Here is a 14613-nt window from a genome sequence, read left to right on the forward strand (position 1 = left end):
CCGGGCTCATGGGTGCCGGCATTGCCCAAATTGCCGTTCAGGCGGGCATGACCGTCCGTCTGTACGACACGGACTCCGCAGCCGTTGCACGCGGTCGGGACCAGATTTCCAGGGGACTGGAGCGGCTGGTCGCCAAAGACCGGCTTGGGCGGAACGAGCTGGACGCGGCCATGGATCGCGTCTTGCCCACAGATGATCTCTCCCAAGTGGCACGGGCGGATGCTGTCATTGAAGCGGTCATTGAACGGCTTGAGGTCAAGCAAGAAGTCTTCTCCACGCTGTCCGCCGAGGCCAACGATTCGACCCTCCTGGCCACCAACACGAGCGCCATTTCCATCTCCGAAATTGCCGGACCGGCCACCCGCCCCCAACAAATCATCGGCATGCATTTCTTTTCACCGGTTCCAGTTATGGCCCTGTGTGAGATCATCCGGGGCTACCAGACAAGCGACAAGACCTTGGAGGCCGCGCTCGGCCTCGCCGCCGATCTGGGTAAGCAAAGCATCGTCGTGAACCGGGACGACGCCGGATTCGTCACCTCACGGCTGATGACCGTGCTCATGCACGAAGCTGTGCGTCTGGTCGAACAAGGTCTTGCCAGTCCTGAAGACGTAGACCGGGCCTGCGAACTAGGTTTCGGCCACAGGATGGGCCCCTTAGCCACTGCCGATCTCACGGGCGTGGATGTAGCCTACCGCGCTGGCAGGGCGATCTTCGAGGGCACCGGGGACCCGACGTTTCGCTCCCCCCAACTGCTGCGGCGCATGGTGGCATCCGGCCATCTGGGCCGTAAGTCCGGCCGCGGCTTTTACAAGTATGAGGGCACCAAATGAGTGCCGCACTTGTGGAGACCGTGAATCAGGTCATGACCATCACGCTCAACCGCCCAGAGGCATTCAACGCGGTCAACATGGAGATGTCCAATCTGGTCGCGGAAGCGATGGCAAGCGCAGAGAACGACAACGATGTGCGTGTGGTCGTCATCCGCGGCACCGGCGGCAAAGCCTTCTGCGCGGGCGCGGATTTGAAGGCCGTGTCCCGAGGCGAGGAGCTATTCGATTCCCAAGGCAAATACGGCGAGTGGGGTTTGGCCGGCTGCACAGGACGCACCATCTCCAAGCCGGTGATTGCCGCCGTGGATGGAATCGCCTATGGAGGCGGATTCGAAGTCGCCCTCGCGGCGGATATCATCGTCGCTTCCTCAACCACGAGATTCGCGTTGCCGGAGGTTAAGGTGGGGCAGCTGGCCGGTGCTGGAGGTGCCGTACGGCTGCCGCGTCAACTTCCACTTAAGGTGGCCATGGACATGCTGCTGACCGGGGAACCGATCAGCGCCGAGCGCGCTCATGCCTTTGGCCTGGTCAGCAGGCTCACCGAGCCAGGCTGCGCCTACGCCGATGCACTCAAGCTGGCGAAGGCCATCAGCAGGAACGCACCCCTGTCACTGCAGTCGACGAAGAAAGTGGCAGTACAGCTTGACACCGGACGGGCAGGAACCGAGAAGGCCGCTTGGAACGTCAACTCTGTCGAGTTCCCGGCAATCCTAGCCAGCAATGATGCCAAGGAAGGCGCGACCGCCTTCGCCGAGAAGCGCGCTCCGCATTGGACAGGCAGCTGAAGGTACCGTCTGGATGGTCTCTGACAAAGGGGTGCGGACCCGGCATTATGTCGGACGCACCCCTTTCTGATACCGGAAGTTTGACGGAAGCCACGAACCTCCGGATCAACGCGAAAATGGAAACGAGGGGCCGGGCATCGCCCGGCCCCTCCGTGGCAGTCCCTGAAGGCTAGTTCTCCAGGACGTCGCTGGTGTACAGCCCGTCGGTGATATTGCGCAGTCCGCCGTCAACCTCGGAGTCCATCCGGAACATGAACAGAGACTTAGTCGGGGACCCACCGGGCGTGGAGTAGTCCATGTCGGGCATAATCCCGTTCGAGGCCAGTGGACCCATCGACTTCTTCGCAGCAATAACACCCTCCGGCGTCAGGTCGCCGGCAGCACAGGCTGCCTCAAGCACTTCGTGAACCATCCACGCCGACCCATAGCCCATAGACGCCTGATTGGTCAGCTTCTCCCCGGGGAACTTAGCCTGCAGCTTAGCGAGCAATTCCTGCCCTTCGGAAGTGTCGTAGGTGGTGGACGGCGAACCCGCGTAGAAATGCTCCTGCAGGTACTCGCCACCGGTGTTATCCAGCATGGAGGGCGTGTAGGACGGCCAAGAGCCTCCGAGCGTGATGTCCTGGTTGCCGGACTCAAGCACGGCCGCGGCGGAACTGGTGTGGGCCGGGATCGAGGCGACGAGAATGGCAGAAGCGCCTGCCCGGACAGCATCATTAACCGGAGCTGTCATATCGGAGTCCGAAGCCTTGACCATGTACTCCTTGAGTTTCAGGTCATGGGTTTCGGCTGCAGCCTGAGCGCCCTTGTGCCCGCTTTCGCCATAGTCACCTTCCAAATAGATGACTCCCACGGTGTCGCCGTCCTTGATAAGACCTTCTTCACTCAAGTATTCCGCGACCAGTTCCATGTCCAGATCGTAGTGCAGCGCCGGAACCATCACGACATCACTCTCGGAGAGGTGCTGGGTAGAAGAGCTGGGGACAACCAGACGATTGTCACGCTCCGCCTGGTCCAAGATGGCCGCAGTATGGGACCCACCCACAAAATCTTGGTAAGCGAGGACGTTCGGTGTCATTTGGCTGTACATCGACACAGCATTCTGCACGTTATAGCCGTGATCCTTAATGTCGAGTTCAACCTGGAACTGGCCGCAAACACCGCCGTCACTGTTGGCTTCCTCCCAGTAGGTTTCGACGCCCCTGTTGTGATCAGTAGTCAGTGCGGCGAATGGTCCGGTCAGATCGCCGAGGACGCCAAGCGTGATGGTGTCACCGGATATTCCTGCGCCGGTCTTGACGCCCTCGGTGTTGCCCCCGGCCTCGTCGCCGGCGGCTTTAGTGCTGCACGCGCCAAGAGTTAGTGCCAGCGAGGCTGTCACTGCTGCGGCCAGGACACGCTTTGAACGGGATGCGCTCATTGTTGATCCTCCATTGGATTCTGTATTTTTGGTTGCTGACATTGGTCTAGTTGGTCGGGTCTTGTACGTCTGCTCGACCCCTGCGTGCCGTATGCGTTTTGTCAGTTCCGGGTCGCCGTCTCTTCGTGAGGCGGACAGCCGACTCCCATATCCCGGCCAGCCCCGATGGCTTGAAAATCAGGACCAGAATGACGGCAGCGCCATAGATGTAGCTGGCTAGGTGAGATGCGGACATTCCGCCGGGTGAGTTGGAAACAAACGGGATGTATTCAGAGAGGTTTTGAATGACCAAGGGCAGCGATGTAACGAAGGCCGCTCCGGCGATGGCTCCGCCTACCGAGCCCAGTCCGCCGATGACAATCATGGCCAGAAACTGCATGGACAGATCCATGCCAAACGATTGGGGTGCGATGCTGCCGATCGCAAGGGCGTACATAACGCCTGCCAAACCGGCATAGACAGAGGAGGCGAAGAACACTTTGCCTTTATACTGCATGACCGGCACACCCATGACAGAAGCCGCCAGCTGGCTGTCGGCCACGAGCTTCATCGCCCTGCCGGGCCTGGACTTAAGCAGGTTCCGGGCGAACCAATAGGCCAGTACCAGCAGGACGATTCCGAGGTACCACAGGAGTTCGGCACGGCCGAACGGCACCCCGAGGATGGTGACTGGGTTATCAGAGTGATCGAAGCGTAGCCCCAGTACTTCGAATGCAGGCGTTGAGCGTCCATTGAAGCCACCGGACAACGGGCTGACGGTATTGAGGACGTGCAGGCCAATGAACACCAGCGCCAGGCTGGAAACACCAAGGTAGATTCCCTGGAGCCTGGCGGACACGGGCGAGAACAGCAGCCCGGCCAGTCCTGCCAGTAAGACTCCGCCAATCATGCCGAGCAGCGGTGGAAGCCCCAGACCGATGATCGGTCCCAGACTCGTTTCCTGCGACTCTCCGCTCAGTACAACATAGGCCAGTGCACCTACTCCCATGAAGAAAGGATGGGCCAGAGACAGTTGGCCAGTGGTACCCGTCAGCAGGTTCAATCCGATGGCGCCTACCGCCAATGCAGAAATAGTGAAGCCGAGCTGGAGCCAAAAGGCACTCACATACAGCGGAGCAATCAATAGAACCACGCCGGCAATGAGCAACGGCACTGGCCTGGCAATCCCACGTGACCGTTTGTAAACCGGAACGGTGAGTGCCTCTCTCCGTGTGGACGCGATATCGATAGTTGGATTAGGCACGGACAAACTCCTTACGCCCGAAGAGACCCTGGGGCCGGACAATCAAAACGATGATCATGACGATGAAGGGCATCACCTCGCCGATGCCGCGGCCGAGGAAGGACAGTTCCGACTGGTACCCCACGGCGAACGCTTCAACCAGCCCGATGATCATGCCGCCCGCGAGGGCTCCGGCTACGGAATCCAGTCCTCCGATAATCGCCGCCGGGAACGCCCTCATCGCGATCACTGCCAGGCTCGGCGCCAATCCCGGGGTGGGGGCCCCGGTGAGGAATATGCCGGCAACAGCTGCCAGCGCGCCGGCAATGATCCAGGAAACCATGGAGATCCTGCCGAGCTTGAGCCCGACGAGTTCTGCTGTCTCACGGTCCTCAGCTGCCGCACGCATCGACACACCCCAAGAAGAGAAGCGGAACGCTAGGAGGAAGATGCCAATGATGACTACCGCCGTTACAATAGCCATCGCACGGTTGACCGGGACCACCATGTCGCCGAGGGCGAAGGTTGCCGCTCCCCATGGGTGGCCAAGGGGAAGGATTTCCACCCCCATCTGGCGGACCAGTTCTGTGTTCATAACAACTTCAACTCCAATGGTCATGATGGCCAGAGAGATGACGGGAGCATTCCGGATCGGCCGAACCAATACACGTTCGATAATGAGTGCAGCCAGTGCAGCAGCGATGATTCCGGCGACAACGGCTCCAAAGAAACCGAGCGCCTCATGCGTTCGGGCCGTGACGTAAGCGCCGGCGACAACCAGAGAGCCATGGGCGAAGTTCAGGACCTCGGATGCTTTGAAGACAATCACGAAGCCCAGCGCTACCAGGGCATAGACGGCGCCGAGTGAGAGCCCGGTGATGAGCAGTTCCAGATTCATGATGCTTTCTCCGAAGGGGTACCGAGGTAGACGCCGATCACGGCCGGGTCATTCTGCACTTCTGCGGGCGTGCCGTCAGAAATCCGTCGGCCAAAGTCAAGAACCGTCACCCGGTCCGAGATCGACATGACCATTTCCATGTCGTGCTCGACAAGGATGACGGTGATGGATAGTGAACGCGCGATCTCGGCAATCAGGGATGAGATGTATCGCTTTTCGCCCGCATTCATGCCGGCAACCGGCTCGTCCAGCAGCAACACCTTCGGCTCCATGGCCAGCGCCCGGGCTATCTCAACCCGCTTCTGCCCCCCATAGGAGAGTTCGCCCACGGGGCCGTCGAGCTGTTCCGTCAGGTCGAGGAACTCGGCGATCTCACGAACCCGCCCGCGGTGCCGACGCTCTTCGTTGCGAGCGGACGGCAGTCCCAGACCGGCAGCAATGAATCCGGTGCGCGTTAACGAATGTCGGCCAAGCATCAGGTTCTCCTCGACGCTCTGCTCCCCGCTCAAGGCCAGATTCTGAAATGCGCGCGCCATGCCGAGTTTAGTGATTCTGTCCGCACGCAGGCCAACCAGATCCTGGTTTCCAAGCCGAACCGACCCGGATTTTGGCCTGTAAACACCGGACAAAACGTTCAGCATAGTCGATTTGCCCGCCCCATTCGGACCTATTATCGAGTGAACCGTTCCCGGTTCAACCGAGAAGCTCACTCCGTCAAGTGCCTTAACCGCGCCGAAACGAACGACGACATCGCTCACTTCCAGCGCCGGAATCTGCTGGTTCATGATTCTTCGCTCCAGGGCTTCAACGTCTTGCCGGCCAGGGAGAGCGCCGGCGCTGCCAAGTCATCATTTCCACCGCCACCGTGACCGAGGTAAAGGTGTTTGATTTCGTCGGTAGCAGCAAGTTCCTGCGCTTCGCCGTGCAGGGAAACACGTCCCGTTTCCAACACATACGCATAATCAGCCACGGACAACGCCATGTTCGCGTTCTGCTCGATAATAAGAATCGACGTGCCTTGCTCGTTGATGGCCTTAATCACGTCGCCTACTTGGGAAACCACCAGGGGTGCCAGGCCGAGTGACGGTTCATCCAGCATCAACAGCTTCGGCGAGGCCATTAGGGCGCGGCCAATGGCGAGCATCTGCTGCTCACCCCCGGACAAAAGCAGCCCGCGCTGGTTGCGTCGCTCCTGAAGTCGGGGGAACAGTTCGTATACATGGTCGCGAGCTTTGGCGGCTTGGCCCTTCGCTTGCCTTAGTCCACCTACACGCAAATTCTCTTCGACAGTCAGCCTCCCGAAAATTCTGCGCCCTTCGGGAACCTGCACCACTCCGTTGGAGACGAGCGCCGCCGTGTCCTTGGACTGCAGGTCAATCCCGTTGAAGGCAAGTTTGCCTGACGTGATCTTTCCTCGGTGCCGCTTAAGGTTGTTCGAGACGGCACGCAGCAGAGTTGTTTTTCCCGCACCGTTACTGCCGAGCAATGCCACCACGCCGCCGTCGGGCACCGCCAAAGTCACTTTGTGCAGAGCCGTGAGGGCGCCTCCGTAGGTCACCGACAGATCTGTGATTTGGAGCATTGCGGCTCACCTTTCGATTCGCGTACTGCCGGTTGGATGGACATGCAACCCCATTGCATTAGATTCCCCTAGATGTCTAGCTAGATCCCTAGCCACAATAGCACCGCGTGATGGAGGCCACAAGAGCAATTTTGGGAGGATCTTCTGCGAGAAAATCGACTAGTGTGTTTGTAAATCACCAGATACAGGCGCGTGGGAATGGTGAATATACCTTGCAGGCACTTCAATTCTGCAACGGATATACTAGACCTCTAGCGGAAAATCTGCTAGAACTTCATGACAAGCCACGAGTTCTCTGGAGGAGTATCGATGACAAGCCCCACAGCTGATTTGCAGCTGGACAGTGTGGCAGATCGTCTGCGGCACCGTTACCAGTTCGATGAGTCGTCCAAGAACCTCGGAATAGAGTTTGTTGAAGCATCAGAGGGCCGTGTCGTGATGTCCCTGGCGGTTCAGGACACCATGCTCAATGGACACCGCATCCTGCACGGTGGCTACCTTTTCACCCTCGGCGACACCTGCTTCGCCTTCGTCTGCGAATCCGTGGGACACCCCTCAGTGTCGCGTCAGGCGGAAATAACTTATATCGCTCCCGGAGCCGCCAACTCGACACTCATTGCCACCGGCGTCGAAAGGACCCGCTTCGGGCGCAACAATATCGTCGATGTAACCATCCACGACGAGACCGGAACGCATCTGGCCGAGATGCGGGTCTTCGGCGTAATTACGAGTGGCAAGTAGGTGGATACGATGAAGAAGCAAACGCCGCGCGTCGGCCCTCTCGAGTACGAAGAGCTGGCACGCGAGGCAGCGACAACGCTCTATCAGGACGTTGATTTTACAGCCATGTCGATGTGCTTTAATTTGATCCGGGTGACCAACCGGATCGTCAAAGACCTGGAAGTTTCAGTCCATCGGCCCAGCGGCATCAGTTTTGCCGGATACCAACTGCTGTTCAGCCTCAAGGCGGTAGGGCGCGTCCACCCCAATGCCCTCGCACGCCTTGCTGGCGTCTCCACCGCCTCCATGTCCAGCCTGCTCAATACGTTGGAAAAGTACGGACTCATCACACGGGAACCGGATCCAACCGATGGGCGCAAGGCGATAGTGGCTCTGACTGATGAAGGCGAGTCGGTCGTCGCCGAACTCTGCATGAACAATAACCAACGAGAGCAAGCCTGGGCGGCAGGTCTTACCTCTGCCGAGGCGAGCATACTGACCGAACTGCTCAAGAAGCTACTACTTCACCGGCCTCAGCTGCGCAGCGTTCGGGCGGCCTCCTAATGCATCGAGGGCGGTGCCGCAGCGGCAGGTTCGACCCCATGCTCGAATTCGTTGGAAGCACGATCCCATTCGAAAATTTACAAGAAAGCACTGAGAACACAGTGTCAACGCTGCCGCACACATAAGGATGAAAGTCGGGGAAATAACCCCGTGCTTTCACTTCGGATACACCTCATAACCCGCTGTCCGTGCGATAACACTCAAAGGCCTGATCGCCGAAGTCACAGATTAGTGTTGCGTAAGCCGGTCCTCCAACGCGACGCACGATCACCGCTCCCCCGACGCAAAAATCCTATGTAGTTGCTGGCTTCTTCGATTCGCGCATACCCCGCCCGCAAAACTGTCCCGCTGGGGCCACCCAACCGCTACAGTTGGACCCGTGCCAGCACACATCGCCGGTTAAGCTTGCATCTCGACCAACGAGCAGGACCTGACCGCGTAACGGAACGTACTCGCCGCTCTCTGAGTCCCCGAAGACATGATCTTCGTTAAACGTGGATTATCCGGAAGGAACATGGACCGGCCCGGCCTACGCGAAGCCTTCGTCGCTGTCCGCGACGGCGACACCCTGGTCATCACCCAACTCGACTGGCTCGCCCGCTCCCTACCCGACGCCCGCGATATCGTCGAAGAGCTCACGAAGAAGAATGCGAAGCTAGCGGGTCCGTCCACGACCCTACGGACCCCGTCGGCCGGCTGCTCTTCAATGTCCTGGCCATGGTCGCCGGATTCGAGTCCGACCTCATCAGGGCCCGAACTCGGGAGGGCATGCAGGTTGCCAAGGCCAAAGGCCGGCTCCGCGGCAAGCAGCCCAAACTCTCCAAGAGCCAGGAAGCCCACCTTGTCCTCCCTAAATAAGGGAGGACAACGCACCACCGCCGAGATCGCCGAACTGTTCAAGGTCGCCCGGAATACCGTCTACAGGGTGGTACAACGGACACCGTGATAAAACGCAAGAAGAGCCGTAAAAGCATTGGCTTCCAAACCATGCCCTGCCTTCGATGCGATGCGAGGCGTGTTTTGGGGCGATCCTGCTCTGAATGTGGACTAAAGCCGCCATCCGGCGAAGTCAACGCGCTGGTCGTGCAACGGCGAACAGCAGTAATGCGTATCGAAGAAGAGCTAGCTACTCCTGCCCCCGAGGATCACGGGGACAGCGCTGTCCTTCCCTCGAAAGATGAAGTCGCAAGCTATATATCGAACTTTGTAAGTGCCCTCGGCAACCTTCTAGAGAACTTGGATTCCGCCGAGGCCATCGCCCAAATCGTACATTCAGAAAGGTCGCTTGAGCGGCTAAGGGCGAAGTGCATAGAACACCCGCGGCTTCGTCCGGAGATAGCAAAGCATAGAGCCATCACGCGATGTGTCCTGACTTTGACCAAACTCTGGCCCACGTATGCCGAAGCATTGCAGGCGCCCACATTGGACGAAGCAATAAAACTATCAGACAACGGACAGAAGATAATTGATGCTGCGTCCGAGGAAATCGGCAGTTACGAGGATCTCGTTGAATCGACTCGGGCCTACGAAGATTTGTCCGTTTCCGATTTTCTAGATAGGGCTCTGAAGGCGCTCTCCATCTCCCACCCGAACCTCTCTTTACTGGATCTGGCCGAGGTGGGTGCTGCGGAAGCGAGCTCAATAACTGATGTTCCTACCGACGGCGGTCACGGCGCCCAGTTCCTTGCCCTAAACGCTGCCGCTTCGGTTCACTTGGACGCAAATCGGTTCAATTCACTTCTCAGAGAGACAGCTCAGTTCTGCCTCAATAGTCCACGACTTGAAAAAGTTGCTGCAGAACGAAGGGCATTGGACGGACTTGCCGAGAGTGCCCGGTTGCTCTGGGAGTCCCTTACGTCGTTCGAAGCGATATTGCTGCGAGAAAATGACGAGCAGGCCCTCATGCGCCGCACCATCAAGTTCTACGGTGAAATCTATGAGGACGTGGCAGGGCCTTTATTCGCTTGGTACAACCTCTTGGCAGGAATTAAAAACCAGCCCTACGAAAAGCTTATTCAAGCAGACGCCGCGGCTCTGGCTCGAAATCTCGTACATAACTCGCAGACAAGTTCATTTTTAGAGGACGTGGGCGCCAACCTCAGGAACGCAGCTCAACACGGAAATAGCTTCTTTTTGGACGGCCAAAGGGTCACGTTCAATCTAAGGTCATACCAGGAGGAGTTGACTTATGCCGAAGTCCTCGACCAGTTTTTTTCGCTCTTGGAGTCCACTTCGGCTATGAGCTGGTCCTTGTCGAACTCGCTTACCCAAGCTGGCTTTCCGCTGCCTACAAAAGAAGCTGACGCCGCTTACATGAATCTTTCGCCATTCCGACTGGCAGTGCTGTGGCTTAGAGACCGGGGAACAAACGTACTCGATGCATGTGAGACAAGTGAATCTTGGAGTTTCACGATCGATGGCGATCGGAACGAAGTACTGGAACTCGCGCTGACATTTATGAAGACCGCGCCAGAAGCGCTGTCTGAAGTGACCGTACGCACGCTAACTCTGGAAGCGCCTCTGAAAATTCCGTTCTCAGCCTACGGGCAATTCTTGACCGTCCGAGATGACTCCGTTCCTTCAGCAACGGTGTTAGCGATGCTCGAATTATGGAATGCCTGCACAATGGACGGCAAGCCGCTGTTAAGCACGTCCGATCTCAAATTCGCTACGGCAGTTGTCGGAATGTTCGTGTTGTTGAAGCGGGATAACTCCCTGATCCCGCACTTGAGGCGAACTCTGGAGCTCGCTTCAAGTGCGGGACAGCCCGAAGTGATCGATGTAATCAAGCAGGTCTATAGCCAGATCCGGATACCCGAGGAAGCCAAAACGCGGCGTTTGGCTACCAAGCTCAATGCGTGGCGTGAGGAGAGCGCTGCTCCCACCATGCCTCAATCCGGAGCCGTGACGGTGTACAGGTAGATTCCCCACCCTGGGAGCAGCGTCATAATCGAGCAACAGCCCATTCGTTCCAATGACGTTACTCGGCCGATTTGGGATAGGCGGCGTCAAACCATTCGATAAACCCGAGTGTGCTGCCCCACTGACGGGTGATGCGTTCATGAACAGCACGCTGGTCATGCCCCGGCAGGAAAGCGCGGTGCCCGGGCACCGTGCCATCACAACCGCAGGCACACGTGCGAGCACCTCCCATCGGATCTTCAAAGTATGTGACGGGGTTGCGGTGCTCATCGACCCACTGCCCGATCAACTCATCATGCACCGGGTCGCCGGCCTCAAGGACGCGTCCGACAACGGCCCGCTTGCTGCGCAACGCAGGGTTCTTCGCCGGCACGGTTTCGAGCCGGTCGATAGAGGCGACAACCCGAATCTGGCCTTCGAAGGAGAACGTCGCGTACCGCTCGCGCTCCGCCCGTGGGCCAAGCAGCCACACGCCGCGGTTTTGGCTGAATGTCTCCTGTGGGCTGTGCTCCGAAGACCAACCCACCCAAGTCCGCGTCATGTCATCAATCGCCGGGTCGATCTCTACTACCCGGCTCAGCTTGAAATTGATCGCCACTGCACTATCTCCCCTTCTGCACGAGGCATGCCCTCGACGCTTGCTCTGAGATTACTGCAGACATAGATATAAACCAAACCTAAGGGTTAAAGTTATTTCCGGCCTTAGAAGAATAGCTCCTCCCCGCTGGCATCACTTACGCATAGGGGCTATGGCCAGGCTCATTGGCGCTGACGCTACAAACCCGAGGGGTTCTCCTCGCCACCGAATATTTGGCTAGTTCGCCCCCTCCGTGCAGTGCGCCCCCTGCCGAACACTGTCAAAATCCGCCCGATCAGCAACAGGCAGGCAGGCCCCGCAGCCGCTGGCCACTATTATGAACTAAGACATCGCCGCCCACTTCGGCGGCAGCCCGGGGGAGGCAGGAATGGCAGACACAACTGGCAATGCGCCCAAACAGTTCCATGTCCTGAAGGACAATGGCGAGTGGTGGATAACAACGTTTGGTGGCCGTAATGGCGTGCGCTGGGAACGGGCAGATCCCCCTGTCGACTATGGGATCCCCGATATGGCGTACAGAAACGCCGATTCCATTCCAACAGACAACCAGCGTGCCCAGGAGTGGGCCGAGTTCTTTGCCGGCATCCTGATCGAGGCGCTTGAAGAGGTGCTGGAAGAGGCGAAGCCGCATATCGAAGACTGGCTGAGAAATCAGTTGCTGCCCTGGGCGCAGACGGCTGCGAAGCGTGCTTGGAACCGAGTGAAAGAGCAGTCGACCCATTTAATTTATGCCGTGGCTCGCTCTCGAGCACGCATTACCGTCTTCGCCCCATCGGGTGCGATCGCCCTCTCCGAAGGGGCTGATGAGGATACCCAGGCTCAGGCACACCGGCTGAACCTCACCCCGGAGGAAGCGCAGAAGCAGCTCGAGGATATCAGGCGCCTCACGAGAGTCCTCGCAGAGCGAGTGAGGGCGCTCACTAACACCGTTGCAAGGGAGGATGACGAGTCCGAGGAGAGGCTCTTGCAGCGACGAGCGGAAGCGGAGCAGATTGCTGTTCGCAATGTCGCCGCCAACGTCCAGGTGATGTTGGAACAGGGCGCCGATTTGGATCAGGCGATAGCTCTATCAGCCACATACACTCCGGTGTTCATTGCCGGCCGTGTCGAGGCTTCATCCAGTATCAGGGAACTCGCCCCTGTCCAGCGCCGGAACGAGCTCGGGATGTACTCAAAAAGCTTGCGTCCCTGACGAGTCCTAACAGGCACGAGATGGCTTAGCGGACGTTGCCTCCTCGGTGACGCATGCTTACTCAAGTAGATGGAAGATTCTGCACGGGGTCCAATTCTGGACCACCGAGCCAATAGAGCGCGACGTCGACATCTCTTGCAGACCAGATGTGGCCGTGGATTTTCGCCGTCGACCGCAAATCTTCCACCAGCTCCATGTAGCGCCCGTACCTGCCAGAAGCAGCGGACAGCGAGAGGCCCAAATTCTCCAATCCCGCTTGGGCACGCCGGTCGTATACCGCCATCCGTTGCGGAGCAGCAGCTAGCAGGAGCGCTGACGCGAGTGCATCCCCCTTCTCGAAGCCGGGCAACGGCGAGAGCGCACGCCGGCCAGCAGAGGCCGCCTCCGGCACGCTTAATGACGTGTCATTTACCGCATACACGGCCTTCTCCGTCACTGCCCGGACCTCAGCCTCCTGCACGGTCATCAGCTTACGGACCCAAGGCGTATCCGCACGCAGGCGCTTCCAGAACAGCAACGATCCAATATCCGCCTTACCTATGCTGGCCCTCGATCGGATTCGCTCGGCCACTTCGGTCAGCACCTCGTCGTAGGCCGGAGATGTGTTCGCCATATAAGCGGCGTGAGCGTTTTGCAGAGCCTGCCACTGCGGGACGGAGACTTGGGAAATTGGATCGGCTGCATTCACACTTTGAGCATGCCATATGCCGACCACCGCTTTGACATCAGGGCGGCTGGCGCGTCAGTTTGGAGTACACCTCAACCTGACGTCAGGGTGTGCATCCAATACGCGTCAGAATAGAGCACAAAATCGCCTTTCTTGACACTCGCTTCAGCAACTCTTAGATTTCAAGCTGACAAATAAGGGTTGGAGGCGCGGTGGCGGGGCAACGAATCGGGTACGTGCGAGTCAGCACCCTGGACCAGAACGAACAACGCCAGCTCGAAGGCCAGCCACTCGACCGAGTGTTCACCGATAAGGCCTCCGGCCGGGACACTGCCCGACCCCAACTCGTCGAACTCGTCCGCTTCGCCCGCGACGGAGACACCGTGGTCGTGCACAGCATGGACCGGCTGGCCCGGAACCTGGACGACCTGCGGTCCCTGGTTCAGAAACTGACCACCAAGGGCGTCCGAGTCGAATTCGTCAAAGAAGGACTCGTCTTCACCGGCGAGGACTCCCCCATGGCCAACCTCATGCTTTCGGTCATGGGGGCCTTCGCCGAGTTCGAACGCTCCCTTATTAAGGAGCGCCAGCGCGAGGGGATCGCCCTGGCCCGCCAGCGGGGCGCCTATCGCGGCCGGAAGAAGACCCTCGCCCCGGAACAGGCCGCCGAATTAGTGCGCCGTGCCGCGGCCGGCATCCCGAAATCAACGCTGGCCAAGGACTACGGCATCAGCCGAGAAACGGTCTACCAGTACCTGCGTCAAGCCACAAAAGCGACAGCTGATGAAGCGTCGCCGGCCTCTGCCTCTGCCTCTCTCCTGCCTGAAGCATGATCGAGGGCGGCCGCGAAGGCACAGGTCCTCGCGCAACTCGCCCTAGCCGACCCGGCAAGCAGCCGGCCGAAGGATCAGGAAAGACGAAGTGGTTAGGCGCATAAGCCAGAACGATACATGAGAACCGTTCCCCAAAGACTCGTGTCGTTGGCGGTGCACCCCCCATGCTGGGGGTAGTTCCAGAGGGAACGACGGCGCTATCGTTCTAAGTACAGCGCCGCACTAGGCCTTCATGGGAATAGGCCGCGGGGCGATCACAAACACCGAATCCGGGCACTTTGGGGAACGGGCGACGGCGGCTTTGCCGGCACTACGGGCCACAGGGAACAGGTGGGGGTTGGGGACAACCACAAGGCGGATGCGCCGGGCATCGGCCG

Annotated in this window: 14 protein-coding genes and 1 pseudogene; 8 read left to right on the forward strand and 7 right to left on the reverse strand. The window is 58.9% G+C overall.

Annotated elements, in window-relative coordinates; translation table 11 throughout:
- The first annotated feature begins 8 nt into the window (after window positions 1-8).
- Window positions 9-833 carry a 3-hydroxyacyl-CoA dehydrogenase family protein gene (locus AC20117_RS06915; RefSeq protein WP_074700353.1) on the forward strand — a complete coding sequence of 275 codons (825 nt, stop codon included), beginning with the start codon at window positions 9-11 and terminating at the stop codon, window positions 831-833.
- Window positions 830-1618, forward strand: coding sequence for an enoyl-CoA hydratase-related protein (locus AC20117_RS06920; RefSeq protein WP_074700352.1), 789 nt, complete (start codon window positions 830-832; stop codon window positions 1616-1618). Before AC20117_RS06915 ends, AC20117_RS06920 begins: the two co-directional genes overlap by 4 nt.
- Before the next feature lie 169 nt (window positions 1619-1787).
- Here the strand turns inward: AC20117_RS06920 and AC20117_RS06925 are convergent, their stop codons facing one another.
- The 5 genes from AC20117_RS06925 to AC20117_RS06945 are packed head-to-tail and all read right to left on the reverse strand — an operon-like array spanning window position 1788 to window position 6740.
- Entirely contained in the window at window positions 1788-3038 is a 1251-nt protein-coding gene (locus AC20117_RS06925; protein ID WP_074700351.1) for an ABC transporter substrate-binding protein, read from the reverse strand.
- A gap of 46 nt (window positions 3039-3084) precedes the next feature.
- Window positions 3085-4281 carry a branched-chain amino acid ABC transporter permease gene (locus AC20117_RS06930; protein WP_218928481.1) on the reverse strand — a complete coding sequence of 399 codons (1197 nt, stop codon included), beginning with the start codon at window positions 4279-4281 and terminating at the stop codon, window positions 3085-3087.
- Window positions 4274-5158, reverse strand: coding sequence for a branched-chain amino acid ABC transporter permease (locus tag AC20117_RS06935; RefSeq protein WP_074700349.1), 885 nt, complete (start codon window positions 5156-5158; stop codon window positions 4274-4276). Before AC20117_RS06935 ends, AC20117_RS06930 begins: the two co-directional genes overlap by 8 nt.
- Entirely contained in the window at window positions 5155-5943 is a 789-nt protein-coding gene (locus AC20117_RS06940; RefSeq protein WP_074700348.1) for an ABC transporter ATP-binding protein, read from the reverse strand. The genes AC20117_RS06935 and AC20117_RS06940 overlap by 4 nt, the downstream gene beginning before the upstream one ends.
- Window positions 5940-6740 (reverse strand): ABC transporter ATP-binding protein, encoded by an 801-nt coding sequence (locus AC20117_RS06945; protein WP_074700347.1) that lies wholly within the window; start codon window positions 6738-6740, stop codon window positions 5940-5942. Before AC20117_RS06945 ends, AC20117_RS06940 begins: the two co-directional genes overlap by 4 nt.
- Before the next feature lie 309 nt (window positions 6741-7049).
- Here AC20117_RS06945 and AC20117_RS06950 point away from each other — a divergent pair, with 309 nt between their 5' ends.
- The 4 genes and pseudogenes from AC20117_RS06950 (at window position 7050) to AC20117_RS06965 (ending at window position 10946) form a co-directional block, all read left to right on the forward strand.
- A complete protein-coding gene (locus tag AC20117_RS06950; RefSeq protein WP_083339689.1) occupies window positions 7050-7481 on the forward strand; it encodes a hotdog fold thioesterase in 432 nt (143 codons plus the stop codon).
- 9 nt (window positions 7482-7490) lie between these two features.
- Entirely contained in the window at window positions 7491-8024 is a 534-nt protein-coding gene (locus tag AC20117_RS06955; protein ID WP_074700346.1) for a MarR family winged helix-turn-helix transcriptional regulator, read from the forward strand.
- Window positions 8025-8433: 409 nt separating this feature from the next.
- A pseudogene (locus tag AC20117_RS06960) lies at window positions 8434-8970 on the forward strand (recombinase family protein).
- Window positions 8971-9128: 158 nt separating this feature from the next.
- A complete protein-coding gene (locus AC20117_RS06965; protein ID WP_101632556.1) occupies window positions 9129-10946 on the forward strand; it encodes a BAR domain-containing protein in 1818 nt (605 codons plus the stop codon).
- A 58-nt stretch (window positions 10947-11004) separates the two neighbouring features.
- On the opposite strand, the gene AC20117_RS06970 is transcribed toward AC20117_RS06965, so the two are convergent.
- On the reverse strand, window positions 11005-11544 hold the full coding sequence (locus AC20117_RS06970) for a hypothetical protein (protein ID WP_083339688.1): 540 nt from the start codon (window positions 11542-11544) through the stop codon (window positions 11005-11007).
- Between the two features lie 367 nt (window positions 11545-11911).
- Here AC20117_RS06970 and AC20117_RS06975 point away from each other — a divergent pair, with 367 nt between their 5' ends.
- Window positions 11912-12736, forward strand: coding sequence for a hypothetical protein (locus tag AC20117_RS06975; RefSeq protein WP_074700344.1), 825 nt, complete (start codon window positions 11912-11914; stop codon window positions 12734-12736).
- 61 nt (window positions 12737-12797) lie between these two features.
- Here the strand turns inward: AC20117_RS06975 and AC20117_RS06980 are convergent, their stop codons facing one another.
- Window positions 12798-13424 carry a hypothetical protein gene (locus AC20117_RS06980; RefSeq protein ID WP_236777460.1) on the reverse strand — a complete coding sequence of 209 codons (627 nt, stop codon included), beginning with the start codon at window positions 13422-13424 and terminating at the stop codon, window positions 12798-12800.
- A 191-nt stretch (window positions 13425-13615) separates the two neighbouring features.
- Here AC20117_RS06980 and AC20117_RS06985 point away from each other — a divergent pair, with 191 nt between their 5' ends.
- On the forward strand, window positions 13616-14236 hold the full coding sequence (locus tag AC20117_RS06985) for a recombinase family protein (RefSeq protein WP_074700343.1): 621 nt from the start codon (window positions 13616-13618) through the stop codon (window positions 14234-14236).
- Window positions 14237-14613: the final 377 nt, after the last annotated feature.

This window comes from Arthrobacter crystallopoietes (assembly GCF_002849715.1).
GTDB lineage: Bacteria > Actinomycetota > Actinomycetes > Actinomycetales > Micrococcaceae > Crystallibacter > Crystallibacter crystallopoietes.

Excerpts from the sequence above, each read along its gene's own strand:
- AC20117_RS06965 (WP_101632556.1), top strand. The coding sequence starts at position 9,129 with ATGCGTATCGAAGAAGAGCTAGCTACTCCTGCCCCCGAGGATCACGGG.
- AC20117_RS06915 (WP_074700353.1), top strand. The coding sequence starts at position 9 with ATGGGTGCCGGCATTGCCCAAATTGCCGTTCAGGCGGGCATGACCGTC.
- AC20117_RS06920 (WP_074700352.1), top strand. The coding sequence starts at position 830 with ATGAGTGCCGCACTTGTGGAGACCGTGAATCAGGTCATGACCATCACG.
- AC20117_RS06950 (WP_083339689.1), top strand. The coding sequence starts at position 7,050 with ATGACAAGCCCCACAGCTGATTTGCAGCTGGACAGTGTGGCAGATCGT.
- AC20117_RS06940 (WP_074700348.1), bottom strand. The coding sequence starts at position 5,943 with ATGAACCAGCAGATTCCGGCGCTGGAAGTGAGCGATGTCGTCGTTCGT.
- AC20117_RS06945 (WP_074700347.1), bottom strand. The coding sequence starts at position 6,740 with ATGCTCCAAATCACAGATCTGTCGGTGACCTACGGAGGCGCCCTCACG.
- AC20117_RS06955 (WP_074700346.1), top strand. The coding sequence starts at position 7,491 with ATGAAGAAGCAAACGCCGCGCGTCGGCCCTCTCGAGTACGAAGAGCTG.
- AC20117_RS06975 (WP_074700344.1), top strand. The coding sequence starts at position 11,912 with ATGGCAGACACAACTGGCAATGCGCCCAAACAGTTCCATGTCCTGAAG.
- AC20117_RS06935 (WP_074700349.1), bottom strand. The coding sequence starts at position 5,158 with ATGAATCTGGAACTGCTCATCACCGGGCTCTCACTCGGCGCCGTCTAT.
- AC20117_RS06925 (WP_074700351.1), bottom strand. The coding sequence starts at position 3,038 with ATGAGCGCATCCCGTTCAAAGCGTGTCCTGGCCGCAGCAGTGACAGCC.